This is a genomic window from Flavobacterium psychrotrophum (assembly GCF_003403075.1).
Taxonomy (GTDB): Bacteria; Bacteroidota; Bacteroidia; order Flavobacteriales; family Flavobacteriaceae; genus Flavobacterium; species Flavobacterium psychrotrophum.
The window spans coordinates 2,290,800-2,309,903 of the sequence record NZ_CP031557.1; the positions used below are offsets into that span (position 1 = coordinate 2,290,800).

A 19,104-nucleotide genomic window follows, 5' to 3' on the forward strand; every position below is an offset into this window, starting at 1 on the left:
AAATCGTTTTTAAATAAATACAGCCACAAGAAGGTCAATCAGTTTGATGCCTATAAAAGGGGCTATGATACCTCCCAGGCCATAAATGAGCAGGTTGCGGCGCAGTAGCGCAGAAGCGCCTATGGGTTTATAGGCCACGCCTTTTAGTGCAAGTGGAATCAGCAATGGAATTACAATAGCATTAAATATCACTGCCGATAATATGGCGCTCTCCGGGCTGTGCAGGTTCATAATGTTAAGCCCCTGTAGTGCCGGTATGGCTGCTATAAACAATGCAGGTATTATGGCAAAGTACTTGGCTACATCATTAGCAATACTAAAGGTGGTAAGTGTTCCACGTGTCATTAGCAATTGCTTGCCTATCTCTACAATTTCAATAAGCTTGGTAGGGTCGTTATCAAGGTCTACCATGTTACCGGCCTCTTTAGCTGCCTGTGTTCCGCTGTTCATAGCTACACCCACATCTGCCTGGGCTAGTGCCGGGGCATCGTTAGTACCGTCGCCCATCATGGCTACAAGCTTGCCTTTGGCCTGCTCTGCCTTGATGTAGTTCATCTTATCTTCAGGCCTTGCTTCGGCAATAAAATCATCTACACCTGCCTTTTCGGCAATATACTTAGCGGTAAGCGGGTTATCTCCGGTAACCATAACCGTTTTTACACCCATTTTGCGCAGGCGGTCAAACCGTTCAGAGATACCCGTTTTTATAATGTCCTGTAATTCTATTACGCCTAGTACCTGTTCGTTTTTGCTTACTACCAGTGGCGTGCCTCCATTACCCGAAACCTCATGGATTTTTTTGGTAACAGATTCAGGAAACGGGTTACCTGCTTTTTCTACCAGGTTTTTGATAGCGTCATAAGCCCCTTTACGAATGCGGATACCATCAAAATCGATGCCTGAGCTACGGGTTTCGGCGGTAAACTTTATGAATGTAGGTTGCTTTATGTTATAGCTTTTAGGGTCTTTACCGGCCAGTTCGATTATGGATTTACCTTCCGGAGTGTCATCGCTCAGCGAGCTTAATACTGCCGCATCAATAAAATCGCTGCCCACAACGCCTTTTGCAAGATGAAAGTGTGTCGCTTTACGGTTGCCTATAGTTATGGTACCTGTTTTATCAAGTAACAGTACATCTATATCTCCCGCGGTTTCTACTGCCTTACCCGACTTTGTAATTACGTTGGCGCGCAAGGCACGGTCCATACCCGCAATGCCAATTGCCGAAAGCAGTCCACCTATAGTGGTAGGTATAAGGCAAACAAACAAGGATATAAACGCCGCTATAGTAATAGGGGCATTAGCAAAATCTGCAAAAGGCTTAAGGGTAACGCACACTATTATAAACACCAGCGTAAAACCGGCCAGTAGTATGGTAAGCGCAATTTCGTTAGGGGTTTTCTGGCGACTGGCACCTTCTACAAGTGCAATCATCTTATCAAGAAAACTCTCGCCGGCATTAGTAGTAACCTGTACTTTTATTTTATCAGAAAGTACTTTTGTTCCTCCTGTAACAGAGCTTTTATCGCCACCTGCCTCACGAATTACCGGTGCGCTCTCGCCTGTTATGGCACTTTCGTCAATCGTAGCAAGGCCTTCTATTATCTCACCATCGGTAGGGATAATATCGCCCGGCTCGCAAACAAATACATCGCCTTTTTTGAGTGATGATGAAGGTACGATTTGTACTTCGTCTACATACATCTCCCCTACCGGCTCTACTTTTTTAGCCGGGGTTTCCTCGCGCGTTTTCCTAAGGCTATCCGCCTGCGCCTTGCCACGTGCCTCAGCTATGGCTTCGGCAAAGTTGGCAAAGAGCAGCGTAAAAAACAATATTAGAAAAACAACAAAATTGTATGTAAAGGTGCCTTGTCCTGTTTCTCCGGTTAGTATCCAGATACACACAAAGAACATTACCAGGGTACCAACTTCAACCGTAAACATAATAGGGTTGTGCACCAGTGTTTTAGGGTTAAGCTTTACAAACGATTCCTTAAGGGCATCTTTTACAAGGGCCTTTTGGAACAGTGATTTATTTTTAGCGCTCATTTTATATCAGTTATGAAAGTGAAAAGTATTCTGCAATAGGGCCTAACGCCAGTGCAGGGAAGAAAGACAGCGCTACGATTATGGCAATTACTGCAAATACCATAAGGCCGAATGTGGACGTATCTGTTTTAAGGGTACCCGCGCTCTCAGGGATATGTTTTCTAGATGCCAGGATACCTGCTATGGCGATTGGCCCAATGATTGGCAAAAATCGTGATAGCAACAGTACTACACCGGTAGTGATGTTCCACCAGGGGTTGCTGTCGCCAAGGCCTTCAAAACCACTACCATTGTTGGCTGCCGATGAGGTAAACTCATATAGTATCTCACTAAAGCCATGGAAGCCGGGATTGTTCAGCGTGCTGGCGCCATACTCGGCAAAATGGGTAGAAAGTGCCGTTCCTGCCAGTATAAGCAAGGTGTGTAGTAGGGCAATTATCATGGCAATCTTCATTTCGCGGGCTTCAATTTTTTTACCTAAAAACTCAGGCGTGCGCCCCACCATAAGCCCACTGATAAATACCGCAAGTATTATGAAGATGTAGAAGTTAAGCAAGCCTACACCGCAACCTCCGTAAAAGCAGTTGACCATCATGCCCAGCATTTGGGTCATACCCGAAAGTGGCATACTGCTATCGTGCATTGAGTTGACAGAACCTGTAGAGATAACTGTGGTAGCAATACTCCAATATCCTGAAGCTGCTGCCCCAAAGCGGGTTTCTTTACCTTCTGTAGCTCCGGCCGAAGTATCAATACCCATTTGACTGATGGCAGGGTTGCCCTGCATCTCTGTAATAACTGTAGGGACAACCAATAACAGGAAGCCAACGGTCATTACACCAAATATCATATAGGATAAACGCCTGCGTTTAAGGTAGAAGCCCAATGCGAATATCATGGCAAACGGAATAACCATCTGGGCTATCATTTCTACCATATTTGTAAAATAGTTAGGGTTCTCTAACGGGTGTGCCGAGTTAGCACCAAAAAAACCACCACCGTTAGTACCCAGATGTTTGATGGCTACAAATGCCGCCGCAGGCCCGGTAGATACCTGTGCGGTTTTACCTTCCAGCGTAACCATATCCTGCTTGCCATCAAAAGTCATTGGCGTGCCACTAAATACAAGAATCAGGGCTACTACAATTGATAGCGGCAGTAAAATACGTGTACACGATTTTATGAAGTATACATAGAAATTGCCTAATTTTTGGGTCGTTTTTTCGCGTAGTGCATTAAACAATATTGCCGCTGCCGCCATACCTGTGGCTGCTGAAACAAACTGTAAAAACATAAGGAACAGCTGGCTAAGATAGCTTACGCCGGTTTCGCCGGAGTAATGTTGCAGGTTGCAGTTTACTACAAACGATATTGAAGTATTAAAAGCCAGGTCGGGGCTCATGTTAGGGTTTTGGTCAGGATTTAGTGGTAACCACCCCTGGCACATAAGTACTGCCATACCTAATACGAACCAGATAAAGTTGAATGAAAGCATTACCTTAAGATGCTTCTTCCAGTCCATTTCTTCGTCTGGATCTATACCGCCTATGCGGTAAAATAATTTTTCAAACGGGTTAAAAATGCCATTTAAAAATGTAGCATTACCCAGGTAGACCCTTGCAATATACCTGCCCAGCGGAACGCCAATAAGTAGCGTAAGGGCAAACATAAAGAAGATTCCGATAATTTCTGTGTTCATGGAACTATTGGTTAAATATTAAAACTTCTGCGGTTTTATAAGCACGTAGCAGATATAGCCGAAAACAAAAAGCGAAAGGATAAATAATGCGGTCATAACAATTATATTTTATCAAAATAATCAATGGCTTTGTAGCATAAGGTAAAAAGCACAACGCCCGAAGCAATAAGGATGAGTGTAGATATCATATGCTTTGATTAAACGCCGGTGGCATTAATTTGTGAAACATATTCTTTGCTTAGCTGCGGAGGGAAAAGATTAGCTACCCTGCAGTTGCGTATCTCCATAAAAGTGGAAACCGAAAATACGTAAACGTTGCCTATGGCATTTTTGGTTTCGTTGCTGCCGGTAGTAAAGAGTAGTTCGGCAATTTCAAGACACTTACGGGCCCTGTTAATATTTCCCTGCTTAATAAAGGCTTTTGTTATCTCAGCAAATTGGGCAGCTTTTGTACTAACTGTCTTTACATGATTTTTCATTTTGAAATGTATTTTTTGTTTTCCTTCTATTAGGCAAAATACATACCTCAAAACATAACAAAATACAATTCACTGATTTATAGAGCAATAAAATAAAAACAGGCTTTGTGCCAAAAAAAAACCTATCATAATGAAAAAATCATTTTCATTATGATAGGTTTTTCCAAAAGGCTAATGTTTTAGTAGTAGCCGGAATATTACCAAAGACTATTGCAGCTTGTACTCATCTACCTTACGGTAAAGTGTTGCAATACCTATCTTTAAAAGCTTTGCAGCATCAGATTTGTTTCCATTGGTATAGTTAAGCACCTTTTGTATGTGCAATTTTTCGGCTGATGCCAGAGAGAATGCAGATAATACATTTGTGTTGTTTCCTGGCTCTAACTGTTCTTTTATTTCAGATGGCAGGTTATCAATCTGTAATTCGCAGGTATTTTCCAGGGTTACGCTACGTTCAATAACATTGCGCAGTTCCCGTATGTTACCGGGCCAGTCATAATACCGTAACAGCTGGATTATTTTACCGGCCATTGGTTTAATAGCCTTATTATTCTTTTCTGCAAATTGCTGCAGGAAATGATTGGCGAGCAATTCAATATCTGAAACACGATCCCTTAAAGGCGGCAGGTGAATCTTAAAAACGGATAGCCTGTAATAAAGATCCATCCTGAATTTTCCGCGTTCAATTTCCTCTTTAAGATTACGGTTTGTAGCGGCTATGATACGGATATTTGTTTTTTGGGGTTTGGTATCACCTACCGGTAAAAACTCCCCTGTTTCGAGCACACGCAATAGCTTCGCCTGCAAGTCAAGTGGCATCTCTCCTATTTCGTCAAGAAACACCGTGCCTTTGTCGGCCTCCAGCAGTAACCCTTTTTTGTTTCTTAAAGCACCTGTAAAAGCGCCTTCTTTATGGCCAAAAAGCTCGCTTTCAAGAAGGTCATGACTAATGGCAGAACAATTTATAGCTAAAAAATTTTCTGACTTTCGGTTACTGTTTTGGTGTATGGCATTAGCAAAAACTTCTTTACCTGTACCCGTTTCACCTGTAAGCAACACCGTAATGTCTGAACTGCTGGCTTTCTTTGCAAGATCACTGGCTTCTGCAATTTCTGCCGATACACCTATTATTTTCCCAAAAGAGAATGTGGTATCTAACCGGGCCTCAAGGCGGGCAACTTTTTTTGTAAGATGGCTTTTTTCTATAGCATTATGTATCAGCGGTATGATTTTGTTATTTTCATCGCCTTTTACAATATAATTAAACGCTCCATTCTTTATGGCCTGTACACCATCAGGAATGTTGCCGTATGCTGTAATTAATATCACTTCGGTTCCGGGGGAGCGCGCTATAATTTCAGGCACAAGATCTACGCCATTGCCATCCGGCAGCCTCACATCGCATAGCACAACGTCAAATTCCCCTTTTTCGACTTTTTTCAGTCCTGATTTACAATCTGCGGCTTCTTCAACTTCAAAACCTTCCAGCCTTATAATACGCGCAGTAAGGTTACGAAGTTTTTCCTCATCATCTATTATTAGTATTTTTTTCATTTGGAGGCCTGTTATATTATTTTACAAATGCCGCTACTGCATTCTGTACAAAGTACTGTAATTTATTTAGTAGTAAGATTTTTTTCGATTAAAATTTTGGTAATGTGCTTTTACTCATTACACACTTCAACTTTATTACTGATACTAATTATCATTCAGCGGCAAAATTGTTTACTACCTACACTAAATTAAATGGTGCCGGATTATCTCCGGCACCATTTAATTTAGTATCATTTGAAACATTAGTAAGGTAAGTATCGACACGGTAGCTATTTGTATCGTGAGGATCAACTTGTTTTTCTTTTGAAAGGATTTATCCGCTTCTTCCATAATGGAAAAAAAGTGCGAATGAAACTTTTTATATCTTTTCATTACGTTGATAATTTAATAGTTGCAGAAATGCACAAAATAGTGAAAGCGCCATGGCACATAATAAATCTATTGAGGCAGGATATGCACCATACCAAAGAAAATGGCTGTGCACATTGTTATAAACCCTACTATTGCGGCCAGTGCTACTGCAAATACTTTTACTATTGTATAGAGTTTTTTAACCATGATGTATTTATTTTAAAGTATTTAACTGCAATCCGGCTACAGTATCCATACCCATCTGTTCCTCAGTTTTTTTTGCTACCCTGTCTAAAGCTATTACGTAAGCGGCAATCCTTGGTGAAATGGTGTATAGTTCGGCTGTGGAGAAAACTTCGTGGAAACTTTTTTGAAGTACCTGTTCCATTCGGAAATTTACCTGGGCAACATCCCATTTTTGGTTAAGGGAATTTTGCAGCCATTCAAAGTAAGATACCGTTACCCCACCTGCATTAGCCAATACATCAGGAACAACCAGTACATGGTTTGATTTAAGTATGATATCCGCATCAGACGAAACTGGACCGTTAGCTACTTCTACAATTAACATTGCTTTAATGTTGCCGGCATTTTCATCGGTTATTGCATTTTCCATCGCAGCAGGAATAAGAACATCTACAGGCAATTCAAGTAATTCTTCATGCTGTATAACATTTGCTTTAGTGTATCCTGCAAAGCTTTTATTCTCATTGTAATAAACAATAAGCTCAGGAATATTGAGCCCGTAAATATTGCATAAGGCAGTGTTTACATCGCTTACTGCTACTATCTTCATTCCTTTTTCATATAAAAACAGTGCAGTATACATGCCAACATTACCAAAACCCTGTATCGCTACCTTTGCGCCCATCGGGTTTATTTTCATGTGCTCCAGGGCAAGCAGCGTTATAATGCTTACGCCACGGCCTGTTGCCTCTACACGCCCTACAGAGCCACCATGCTTAAGGTGTTTACCGGTTACAACACCGGGCATTTTTTTGCCATGTATCTTCGAAAACTCGTCCATCAGCCATCCCATTTCATCGGCACCTGTGCCCATATCGGGGGCAGGTACATCTTTATCGGGGCCGAACACATGCGCAAGCTTACTGGTATATGCCCTGGTAATACGTTCCAGTTCGGCTTTAGAGTAATCAAGCGGGTTGCAAATAACACCGCCTTTAGCCCCGCCAAACGGAATACCGTTAACGGCTGTTTTCCAGGTCATCCATGCCGCAAGAGCTTTAACCTCGTCAAGGTTTACACAGGTATTATAACGTATGCCACCTTTAGACGGGCCTAATACAGTTGAGTGTACCACACGGAAACCTTCAAAAGATTTCAATTGCCCGTTATCCAGCTCTATATCAAAATTTACCTTAACAATTTTTTCCGGTGTTTGTAATTTCTGGCGTAGGACATCGCTAACGTGTAATAAATCAGCAGCTTTATTAAAACGGTCAAGCATGCTCTCAAATGGGTTATGCTTTATTATTTCTGTATTCATTTTTAGATTTGTTTAAAACTGATTTCTAATAGGCAAATGATATACCGAAATAACCTAAAAAACACAAATCTTTGATTTTAAGAAACTTAACCCCATTGTTTTTTTTAGGTACAATCCCCGACCTATCAAATTGATAATTAGATTTCCAATTTGATATTCCTTGTGCTGGTTTATATCTAAACCCGGTTTGGGCTATTTAATGAAAATCAATCAATTTCTTTGACCGAACCTGAATTTTACAATCCATTTTTTTCTAGAAGATAACATAATAATAAAATTTAAAGTAGTCATATAGCGGAATACTCTTAATGATGCCATTATCGCTCCTGCATCTTTAATAAAAACGCTTACTGACCATAAAATAGCAGACGAAGAACATAAAACGTATAGATACAAAAGATGGCGCATAAGCAGAACGCATTTCAAAGAAATAGTACCTATATTAAAGGACGTCCTAATAACATGTAAACTGCCCCCAAAAAGCCAGACACTATTTGGGGGCAGTTCAATTTACAGGCTTTTTATTTCCCCTGCAATCACAAAAGTTTTAAAAAACAACCAAAATATCCGTTGCAGAAGCGATACAGTTTTCATTCCGAAAAAAGTAATGAGTCAGTAGACTTATAGTGTTTCTCTCGCAGCGGCTTTATCAGTCAGGAAAAGTAATTTACCATCTACTGGCTTTAATAACTGCGTTGGATATTTTTCGGGGTTATACTCCCCATGTAAAACTTCATGTAAGGCATGTGCTTTATTTTCGCCAAAGGTAACCACTACAATCTCATTAGCCCTGTTAATAAGGGGTGCTGTTAAGGTAATGCGGTACATACTTTGTGGCGCAAGATAATAAGCATCTACCCATTTTTTATCTTCTTTTAGTACAGCTTCACCCGGAAAAAGCGATGCGGTATGCCCGTCATCACCCATGCCTAATAAAATAAGGTCAAACTTTCCATCCTTGCCTGCAATATCTCTTATAGATTTTTCATATTCGATGGCATAATCTCCTGGTGTAACACCATCTTTATACATATGGAATATGTTACCTTTTGGTATAGGAACATGATTAAGAAGCGATTCAGCCGACATTTTAGCATTGCTTAAATCGTCTTCAAGAGGAACCCAGCGTTCATCTCCCCAAAAAACAAAAACCTTATTCCAGTCTATTTTTGACAGATATTCCGGTGTAGCCAAAAGCTTATATAAACCAACAGGCGATGAGCCACCCGTTAAGGCCACTACAAATTGGTTACGCTCCTGTATTGCATTTTGCGCAGCTGCTACAAAAATTTCAGCTGCGTGGATTGCTATTTCTTCTTTAGTATTAAATATAGTTACCATCGGCTACTTTTTCTTTTACTTCTTTATACGTGTTAGATATCCAGGCATGTCCCTGGCGTGCAAGTAATGCATCGGCAGCTTCCGGCCCCCAGCTTCCGGCATGGTATTTATGCAAATTTGAAACTTTATCGGCCTCCCAGGCCTCCTGAATGGTGGTTACTACATCCCAGGCCTCTTCCACCTGATCTGAACGCATAAAAAGCGTAGGGTCTCCCAGCAAAGCATCCTGTAGTAGTGTCTCATAAGCTTCAGGCGATTTAGTACTGCACGAAAAATAATCAAATACCATCTCTGCCGGTTTTAAAGACAGCGATAAACCGGTTTTTTTTGTCATAAATTGTAACCTTATATCCATAGCCGGCTGAATATTTATAATCAAACGGTTAGGAAGCAGCGCATCATTACCCGAAGAGAATGTTGAGTGTGGCACCTCTTTAAACTGAATTACTATAGACGATTGTTTTTCCTGCATCCTTTTACCGGTGCGAACATAAAAGGGCACATCCTGCCAGCGGGCATTATCTAAATAAAATTTTATGGCTACAAATGTTTCTGTAACAGAATCTGTGGCAACGCCTTTTTCGGTATGGTATCCCTGTACGCTTTTTCCATTTATAGAACCTGCATCATACTGGCCTCTAACAGTATAATGATCTACCTCTTGTGGTGTTATGCGGCGTATCGATTTCAATACATCGGCCTTGCGATTTCGTATTTCATCTGCCTGTAAAGAACTGGGTGCCTCCATGGCTACCATAGTTAAAATTTGAAGCAGGTGGTTTTGTATCATATCTTTTAAAGCCCCGGTGCCTTCATAAAAGCCACCGCGATCTTCTACCCCAACTTCCTCGGCAACTGTAATTTGTACTGAATCGATAAATTTACTGTTCCAGAGCGGCTCAAACATAATATTGCTAAAGCGGAAAGCAAGTATGTTTTGTACCGTTTCTTTACCTAAATAATGGTCTATACGGTAAATTTGCTTTTCCTGAAATGTTTGTGCTAATAGTTCATTAAGCGCTACTGCCGAAGCCTTATTGTAACCAAATGGCTTTTCTACAATAATACGGTCCTGATCCGGATTAGCAGCAAGGCTAAATTTATTGATATTGTTAGATATTGTAGCAATAAATGATGGCGCTATAGACAGGTAGAAAAGGCGGTTAGCACGCTCGCCAAAAATAACATCAGTTTTATCTAATTCAAGTTTTAGATCACTATACGAATCTTCACTATCTATATTGTACTGAAAATAAGTTATGTTAGCCGCAAACTGCTGGTAAGCTTCATCAGACGTTATTTTGTTTCTCGAAAATTCTGCCAGGTTGGTTTTTACGTAGTCCCGAAATAATTCGTCACTATTATCTGCCCTGCCTAATGCTACGATCTTAAACTTTTCGGGCATGCGCCCATCAAGGTAAAGATTATAAAATGCAGGAAAAAGCTTTCTTTTTGCCAAATCGCCCGTTGCCCCAAAAATAAGGATAATGGTTGGCTTTATTTTTTTGATGTTAGTCATCTTGTTCGATTAGAATTTATTCGTTCCACTCTGTATGGAAGGTTCCGGCAGCATCTGTACGTTCGTAAGTATGCGCCCCAAAATAATCGCGTTGTGCCTGAATTATGTTTGTAGGCAAATTTTGAGACCTGTAAGCATCAAAATAAGCTAAAGCATTCATTAAGCCTGCAACAGGTAATCCCTGTTTAACGGCAAATTGTACTGTGTTTCTTATATTAGCCTGGTTGCTGTTTAATTGGCCAGCAATAGCATCATCTAAAAGCAGGTTTTTAAGGTCTGTATTTTTAGCATATGCTTTTCTAAAATCTTCGAGAACCGTAGCACGAATAATGCAGCCACCACGCCATATTTTTGTAACCGTTTCTAAATTTAAATCGTAATTATATTCGTTAGAAGCGGTAGTTAGCAATGCTAATCCTTGTGCGTAAGTAATTAGTATCGAAAAGTAAAGTGCACCTTTAAGCGATTCTAAAACCTCTGGCAGGTTAACCTCTGCAGTTTCGGTATCCCAAATAAGTTTGGTAGCGGCTTCAATTCTTTCGGGTTTATTTTTAGACATATCCCTCATAGTAACCGCGGCATCTATAGTAGGTAGCGGCACCTGTAAATCCATGGCGTTTTGAGACGTCCATTTCCCTGTGCCTTTAGATCGTGCCCAGTCAGATATTACATTGATAAGCTTCTGTCCGTCAGTATCTGTTTTTTTAAGGATATGACCTGTAATTTCAATCAGGTAAGATTGAAGTTCGGTAGTATTCCAGTCTTCAAAAGCCCTTTGAATGGTATCGTCATCCAGGTTGTAGCCACGTTTCATAAGGTCATACACCTCAGAAATAAGCTGCATAATACCATACTCGATACCATTATGTGCCATTTTTACATAATTACCGGCAGACCCGTTACCTAAGTATTCTACACAAGGCTCTCCATCTACTTTTGCAGCAATAGCTTCAAAAATAGGACGTAACCTTTCATACGCCTTTTTATCGCCACCCGGCATAAGGCTAGGCCCAAAACGGGCACCTTTTTCGCCTCCTGAAATACCCATGCCAAAAAAGTGGATTCCCTGGGCAGATAATTCTGTAAATCGACGGTCGGTATCGGTAAAGTAAGTATTACCACCATCTATTATAATATCGCCTTTATCTAAAAATGGTAAAAGGCTTTGTATAGCGCTATCTACCGGTTTACCGGCAGGCACTAATAACATAATTGCCCTTGGTTGCTGTATTAGCGCTACAAATGCTGCTACATCTGTAGTTGCTTTTATGGTATGTTTTGAACCGGCTTCCTGCTCCAGCGAACTGGCTTTTACGGTATCTAAATCTAAACCCGCTACAGCAAAATCATGGTCGGCCATGTTTAAAAGCAGGTTACGGCCCATTACACCCAGGCCAACAATACCAAAATCAAATGTGCTCATATATACTTTATTGTTGTGTTATTCTTAAATGCTGCAAATACTAAGTATTTAGGGCATTTAAGACGTTTATTAATTATAGTTTAAATAGTAGTGTAAAGGTACTAAAAAGGCGGGAAATTTATTAATAAACTTCCCGCCTTTACTATTCTGACTTATTATTAATTCAGGCTGATGATTGCATCTTTCAATGCTTTTGCAGCAGCAGCAGGATCTTCGGCACCATAGATAGCTCCACCCGCAACAGCAACTTCTGCACCGGCAGCAACCACATCTTTAATAGTGTTGATGTTTACACCACCTGCTACAGAGAATGGTACTTTAGCATCAATACCTTCGCTAATAAGCGTTTGTACCGAGTAGCCCGGTAATGCCTGCTCGTCAAGACCGGCGTGTAGCTCAACAAAAGCAACACCAAAAGCGGTTACCTCTTGCGCCCTTTGTACCCTGTTTTTTACGCCAATAGTATCTACCACTACTTTTCTGCCGTATTTTTTAGCAGCTTCCACAGCACCTTTAACGGTGGCATCATCTACAGTTCCCATTACGGTAACTAAATCAGCTCCTGCTTTAAATGCCATTTCTGCTTCTAAGGCACCTGTATCGGCAGTTTTCATATCAGCAAAAACCAATTTATCAGGAAAAGTTTCCTTCATGGCTGTAACAACCCTAAGCCCTTCAGCCTTAATAAGTGGCGTACCTAATTCTATAATATCTACATATGGAGCTACTTTATGTGCCAGTTCTAATGCTGCTTCTGTAGTAAGTAAATCAATTGCGACTTGTAATTTTGTCATGTCTAAAAATATTTGAAAAATTAATTATAAATGTTATTCAAGATTGGCGTGTTTAGGCCACAGGTCTTCTTTAGTTAATCCGGATTCCTGCCACAGTGTCATAAAAATGCTTTCAAGAACAAATAGTGTAAATTGTTCGAACAGACTCCCTGCATACTGGCTTGAAACTGACACCCCAAAATCTGTTTTTGTAGCAGCGTTTATAAGTATAACCTGGTCTGCTAATGCTGCTAATTTGCTTTGCGCATCTGCGGTAATGGCTACTACCCTGGCCTTCTGTTTCTTTGCTTTTTCTGCCGCTGATAGTACTGTAGCAGTTGTTCCTGAACCGGATGCAACAAGTAATACATCTCCCTGTAATATTGCGGGGGTAATAACTTCTCCCACAACATATACTGTGTAACCTAAATGCATAAAACGCATTGCAGCCATTTTTAAGGCAAGGCCACTTCTGCCGGCTGCCATTACAAAAATTCGGTTAGCACTTTTTATCTCTTCAACCAGCGCATTAACCTCTGTCGGGTTTATCTGCTTTGCAAGTTTTAGGTTCTCTTCTAAAATAGTATGCAGGTTTTCGGTAATTAATTTGTTGTTGACCATAGTGTTTATGCTTATAGACGTTATACGCACAGAAATTGCATACAGAATCATCATTTATACTATAAAATAGATGTAAATGATAAGCTGATTAAACTAAAAAGTTATAATGCAACGGGTACTGTACATCATTAAATAGGTGTTATTTACTGATGCAAAGTTAATGGGCAGCTAAAGGGGGAATGTTATACAAACAAGACTACGCGGTATAAATTTGCGCCAGTTCGTTTTGAAGTTCTGTAGGTGTTTCTTTAAGTTTAGCCTTTACGAACTTATTAAGTGCCGATGGCGAACTAAAGCCCAGGTCGAAAGCTATTTCTTTGTGTGAAAGGTCGCTAAACAACAATTGCCGCTTAATTTCAGAAAGTATGCGGTTATGAATGGCATTTATAGCAGTTTCGCCACAATGCTTTTTTGTTATTTCATTAAGTTTTTTAGGGGTAATTAAAAGCTTTGAAGCATAGTATTGCACGGTACGCTCGCTCTTATACTCCTGGTTTAGCAGCTTTTTAAAACCTATATACGTGTTCTGGTTAGCATCGTGCGTGTCATGTTGCAGCACAGGATGCTGGCCATGAATTATTTCTATAAGCCCTAAGAGAAATACCTTGATATAAAAACGCGCCTGTTCTTTTTTTACCAGGCTTGGGGCGTTATAAATGTCTTGTATATCTTTGATTAGTGGTAGCGATTTCTCAAATTCCGGATTAGAAAGTACGGTACAATTAAGGTGTGTAGCAAGGTTTACGTTGTATACACTAAGTTCGTTTTTCAGTATATCAGAACAAAAAAGTACTTCTTCAAACAATATAATTTTTCCGTTAAGGTCATCACTTAGATTTGAGACAAAATGAACCTGGTCTGGGAAGATAATGGATATTTTTCCTGACTTTAGTAAATGTATCTTGTCCTCAATATGGATATCTATTTTTCCGGTTTCAACTATAATAATACAAAAATGGTCTTTTTTATGAGGTTGCAGATAGTTTTCAAGGTGTTTACTGCTTAAATCAAAAACGCGAAACGACAAATTTCTATCCTCTTCTTTTTGGATATTATTCTTGATTTCTAACCTTTTTACATCCATGGAAAATTGTTTGTTGTTATGCAGTAGATTGTCTGTATCAAAATCAGGATTTACTTTCCCATAGACAAATCAGGAAAATGCATCCCAAAATGTGACAACCAGAAATTTCGTGCTACACTTTTGTGGAAACTAATCTGCGCCTGATCAAAAGTTGTTTTCATCGAGCATTAAGCAGCAAATATATATAAAAGTTTAGCGTCAGTTGCTCATGAATGAGATTTCATTATATATCACAAAGTATTCAGCGTATTATTTTTGGTCATTCAACTGTCTGTGTAGTATTGCGTACGTGGTTTCAATATATATAGATAAGGCCTTTATGCAGCGTAATATCAATAAAAAAAGCTGCCCTTATCCATCATTCAAACAGGGGCAGCCAATATATTTATATAGTATCTTACTATTAATTAATTGTTATTTAATGTATTAACAAACAATATGGTACTGATTATTTTACAACAAATTCGATAGTAGCATCTTGTAGCGATTGCGAGCTAACCGTAAGTTTTATAGCTCCCGCCTCTCTTGAGCTTTTAACAATAACCAGCGCCTGCCCTTTCCATGCTTTGTGGTGGTTTGCTATATAAGGATCATTATCTTTAAGATTTGCATTTGCTACACCTACAATAGTACCTGCACCCTGCAAATTAAATGTAAGGTCATTTTCAGCATTGGGGTCGCGGTTACCTTGTAAATCGGTTAGGTCAATTCTTATATAAGAGAGGTCCTGACCATCGGCCTTGAGTACAGTTTTGTCGGCAGATAGTTTTATTTTGGCAGTCGCACCAGCACTTTTTAATAGTTTGGGGCCTAACTCCTTACCATTAAGTACTCCTACTGCTTTTAACTCTCCGGGCTGGTAAGAAAGCGTAAATACAGCTTTAAATTCTTCAGCTCTTGTAGTTGATTTTTCGCCTACCAGTTTACCATCACGGTAAAGCCTTACAGATGGGTAGTTAGAATACACCTCTACTTCTATATTCTTACCTTCATGCCCCGGCCAGTTCCAGCTTTCCCATGTAGGCCAGACAGACCATAATGTTTCTTTAATTTCGCCATAATATTTATTAGGTTCCTTAACTGCCAGGTGCGTCATCTTTTTATTGCTATAAAGTATTTCTCTGTAGTAAGAAATTGGCTTGCGCCATCCTATTAAATCAATATCTCCACAATAAGCTCCATGCCAAGGGTATAGATCGCGTTCATAATGTTCTCCTTTAACATCGCCATCATAATAGTACCGTCCTATTCCTGACTCTCCTAGATAATCCATAGCGGTCCAGACAAAATCTCCAATGATATATGAATGATCATTTACACCTTTCCAGTTTTTAAATGCATCCCTTGGATACGATTCTGTTTGTAACATTACACGCGTGGGCACTCTTTCATGATCTGATTCTGCCTTATGTATCATATAATTGTAACCTCCTATATCGTGCATTTCAAACAAAGGATCAAATATGTCCCAATCATTATCCCACGACGCCAGCGCCGATGTAACTGGTCTGGTAGGATCAAGTTTACGTATTAATGTTGCCTGTTTATGTGCCGATCTAACAGCATCAAGAGTTTTACGTTCTATAATTTCGTTACCTATACTCCATATGATTATCGAAGGATGGTTGCGGTCGCGCAGTACTAATGCTTCAGTATCTTTACTCCACCACTTATCAAAATATAAAGAATAATCGTATGTGTTTTTTTTCTCTTTCCATCCGTCAAAAGTTTCATCTATAACTAATAATCCAATTGAATCGCATGCGTGTAAAAATACTTCTGATGGTGGATTATGGCTTGTTCTGACAGCATTAAAACCGGCAGCTTTTAATAATTCAACTTTTTTAATTTCGGCACGGTCATATGCAGCGGCACCAAGAGGGCCATTATCATGATGCACACAACCTCCGTTAAGATGTATGTGCTTATCATTTAAAACAAAACCTTTTTCTGCACTGTATGCTATCTTACGAATTCCAAATGGTAATGGATACTCATCCTGTATAATGTCATTTTGTATAACACTTATTTCTGCGCGGTACATATCCGGATTTTCTGGCGACCATAAATCAGGTGTTTTAACAACTACTTCAAGAACTGCTTGTTTAGTTGAGTTTGAATTAATTGTTACAGGAACACGGGCACTGCCTGTTTTTTTATTTTTCTTGTCAAAAAGAGATACAGCAACTAATACGTTTTGAACTGTATTATTTTCATTTTGTACATTAACTGCTACCTTTACCGTTGCCTGTTTTGCGCTTACCTGGGGTGTTGTTATTGCAGCCCCCCATTGCTCAATATGTACAAGATTAGTTTCTGTTAACCAAACGTGCCTGTATATACCAGAACCGCTATACCAGCGGCAATTTTTTTGTTGCGAATTGTCTACTTTAACGGCAATATTATTTTTTCCTGCTTTTAAGTAAGGACTTATATCATAAAAGAAAGATGAATACCCATAAGGACGAATACCTAATGATGTGCCATTTACAAATACCTCAGCATTCATGTAAACGCCTTCAAAATAGATCGTGAATTTTTTATTCTTAAAATCATTATTTATATCAAAATCCTTTCTGTACCAGCCAATACCTGCAGGCAGGTATCCTCCATCATTACCCATTGGGTTTTTTGGATCAAAATTCCCCTCAATGCTCCAGTCGTGTGGCAGGTCGAGTTTGCGCCATGCAGCATCGTTATAATCCTGTTTTCCGGCTTCCGGATAGTCTCCTAGTTTAAATTTCCAGTCGTAATCAAACTTTATGGTTCTTTCAGGTGTTTTGTTTTGGGCATGTATCAACCCACACAATAGTGTAAAGGTTAATAGTAAAAGGCGTTTAATTGTAGTCATTGTGTAAAAATATAATAAATAAGAACGGATACAACTTAATTATAAGTTGTATCCGTATTAATAATGTTTAATAACCGGGATTTTGCACCAGTAACGAATTTCTGTTAATCTCATCCAGGAGAATGGGCATAAAATAGGTTTTATTGTTCGCGTTCCACTTCCTGTTTTGCACGTCAATTACGTTATATCTTGTTGGGCCACCGTTAAAAGGATGCCTGATATCTATACCGCCTACATTTTTAATAACCTCCGGAGCAATCATCCACCTTCTGATATCAAAATATCGGTGCTGTTCCCAGGCCAGTTCTATTTTTCTCTCATTACGATAACGCGCTTTTAAATCAGCTCCTGTTACGCTAGCTGCAATAGCAGGCATTCCTGCCCTGCCACGAATCATATTTAAATATGTTCTTGCCTCATCATACTGACCCAGTTCTATACAAGCCTCGGCATAATTTAAAAGTACTTCGGCATATCTTATTTGTCGCCATGGGTATTTTTGCCTTTCGTACTGATGATTAATTGCGGGATCTATAAATTTACGTATATAATAACCTGTGTAAGAACCATTCCAGTCTTCAATAGGCCCCTGGCGGGTATCAAGTCCGGCACGGTAAGTTCCGTCGGCATTTTCATAATACCCGGTTTGCACAATGCCTGCAGGATCTGAAGCAATAATATCATCCGGCCTTTGTCTCCAGTGGGCACCATCATAGAGTGTGTTTGCATAAAAGCGCGGATCCCTGTTTTGATAAGGTGCCGCAGCCTGGGCAGGATTAGCCCAGCTAAAACTACTGCCGTCTGCCATTTCATAAGAATCTATAAATTGTTGCGTAGGTGTATTACCTCCCCAACCATGGTAGCCATTAGGCCCGTTAAACAAGCCCGGGCTGGGAGATGCCCATCCATTGTCATTTACATTATCGTAGTACGAATAAAAAATATCTTCGTTAGTACCATGATTTAGAAATATACTCACATAGTTATTTATGGCCTGCTCTCCAGGTGCCTGCGCAGTACCACCATGAAGGCTATAGCCGTTCATATCAATAACTGCTTTCGCAGCATCTTTTGCCGCCTGCCAGCGTACAGTCCTGTCGCCTCCCATATAACTTAGTAACTCCGGTTTACTATACCCACTGGCCCATGATGCCTGAGAGTTAAATAAATCGCTGGCAGCATAAAGCAGTACTCTCGATTTAAGCGCCATGGCTGCACCTTTACTGGCACGTGCCTTATCTCCGGATTCCGGTAAGAGTGCAGCTGCCTGGTCCAGGTTTTCTACAATAAAGTTTACCGTTTCTTCCAGAGTATTGCGCTGTATAAGCATATCATCAGTAGGTTGATAAGCCGTATCTATTACAGGAACACCGCCATACAGGCTCATAAGCCAATAGTAGTAGTACCCACGCAAAAAGTATACTTCACCTTTCATGCGTTCAACTTCTGCGCCGCTAAGGCCATATAAATCTATGTTCTTAAGAAACACATTACAGTTTCTAACATTTTTATATAAAGACCACCATGATAACCGGTTGTAAGAACCAGAAAAATGGGTAAATACGCCCAGGTAACTGTTACTTATGTCGCCATTTATAACAGCTTGCGTTTCCCATCCCCAAACATCCATTGCCTCGTCTGATATTGAGGCAAACATTTCTGCATTAAAGCCATAGTGCATGCCTTCATATATGCCATTTACATAGTTCTTTACCAGAGCCTGGTCTGACCATACCGCGGCATCCGAATATCTGTCGAGGGGTTTAACATCAAGAAAATCATCGCTACACCCAGTGGTAAACGCCATTGCTATAAGACCAAATAGTAGTATTCGTTTTTTCATTTGCTTTTGT

Annotated in this window: 13 protein-coding genes; all 13 read right to left on the bottom strand. The window is 40.0% G+C overall.

What is annotated here, in order from left to right; translation table 11 throughout:
• Nucleotides 1-9: 9 nt before the first annotated feature.
• On the bottom strand, nt 10-2,049 hold the full coding sequence (kdpB, locus tag DYH63_RS10005; RefSeq protein WP_116788668.1) for a potassium-transporting ATPase subunit KdpB: 2,040 nt from the start codon (nt 2,047-2,049) through the stop codon (nt 10-12).
• A 10-nt stretch (nt 2,050-2,059) separates the two neighbouring features.
• Nucleotides 2,060-3,748: a potassium-transporting ATPase subunit KdpA gene (kdpA, locus tag DYH63_RS10010; RefSeq protein WP_116788669.1), complete on the bottom strand. Its 1,689-nt coding sequence runs from the start codon at nt 3,746-3,748 to the stop codon at nt 2,060-2,062.
• 197 nt (nt 3,749-3,945) lie between these two features.
• On the bottom strand, nt 3,946-4,227 hold the full coding sequence (locus DYH63_RS10020) for a DUF7674 family protein (RefSeq protein ID WP_116788670.1): 282 nt from the start codon (nt 4,225-4,227) through the stop codon (nt 3,946-3,948).
• A gap of 207 nt (nt 4,228-4,434) precedes the next feature.
• The gene (locus tag DYH63_RS10025) at nt 4,435-5,781 is read right to left on the bottom strand and encodes a sigma-54-dependent transcriptional regulator (protein ID WP_116788671.1); all 1,347 of its coding nucleotides are present in this window, start codon (nt 5,779-5,781) and stop codon (nt 4,435-4,437) included.
• A gap of 565 nt (nt 5,782-6,346) precedes the next feature.
• The gene (locus tag DYH63_RS10030) at nt 6,347-7,639 is read right to left on the bottom strand and encodes a Glu/Leu/Phe/Val family dehydrogenase (protein ID WP_240409094.1); all 1,293 of its coding nucleotides are present in this window, start codon (nt 7,637-7,639) and stop codon (nt 6,347-6,349) included.
• Nucleotides 7,640-8,260: 621 nt separating this feature from the next.
• On the bottom strand, nt 8,261-8,980 hold the full coding sequence (gene pgl / locus DYH63_RS10035; RefSeq protein WP_116788672.1) for a 6-phosphogluconolactonase: 720 nt from the start codon (nt 8,978-8,980) through the stop codon (nt 8,261-8,263).
• Nucleotides 8,964-10,499 (bottom strand): glucose-6-phosphate dehydrogenase, encoded by a 1,536-nt coding sequence (gene zwf / locus DYH63_RS10040; RefSeq protein WP_116788673.1) that lies wholly within the window; start codon nt 10,497-10,499, stop codon nt 8,964-8,966. The genes pgl and zwf overlap by 17 nt, the downstream gene beginning before the upstream one ends.
• 16 nt (nt 10,500-10,515) lie before the next feature.
• A complete protein-coding gene (gene gnd / locus DYH63_RS10045; RefSeq protein WP_116788674.1) occupies nt 10,516-11,922 on the bottom strand; it encodes an NADP-dependent phosphogluconate dehydrogenase in 1,407 nt (468 codons plus the stop codon).
• 158 nt (nt 11,923-12,080) lie between these two features.
• Nucleotides 12,081-12,716, bottom strand: a complete 636-nt coding sequence (gene hxlA, locus DYH63_RS10050; RefSeq protein WP_116788675.1) for a 3-hexulose-6-phosphate synthase — start codon at nt 12,714-12,716, stop codon at nt 12,081-12,083.
• 33 nt (nt 12,717-12,749) lie between these two features.
• The gene (gene hxlB / locus DYH63_RS10055) at nt 12,750-13,316 is read right to left on the bottom strand and encodes a 6-phospho-3-hexuloisomerase (protein ID WP_116790799.1); all 567 of its coding nucleotides are present in this window, start codon (nt 13,314-13,316) and stop codon (nt 12,750-12,752) included.
• A gap of 196 nt (nt 13,317-13,512) precedes the next feature.
• Entirely contained in the window at nt 13,513-14,400 is an 888-nt protein-coding gene (locus tag DYH63_RS10060) for an AraC family transcriptional regulator (RefSeq protein ID WP_116788676.1), read from the bottom strand.
• A 448-nt stretch (nt 14,401-14,848) separates the two neighbouring features.
• The gene (locus DYH63_RS10065) at nt 14,849-17,251 is read right to left on the bottom strand and encodes a glycoside hydrolase family 2 TIM barrel-domain containing protein (RefSeq protein WP_116788677.1); all 2,403 of its coding nucleotides are present in this window, start codon (nt 17,249-17,251) and stop codon (nt 14,849-14,851) included.
• Nucleotides 17,252-17,318: 67 nt separating this feature from the next.
• Entirely contained in the window at nt 17,319-19,094 is a 1,776-nt protein-coding gene (locus DYH63_RS10070; RefSeq protein WP_116788678.1) for a RagB/SusD family nutrient uptake outer membrane protein, read from the bottom strand.
• Nucleotides 19,095-19,104: the final 10 nt, after the last annotated feature.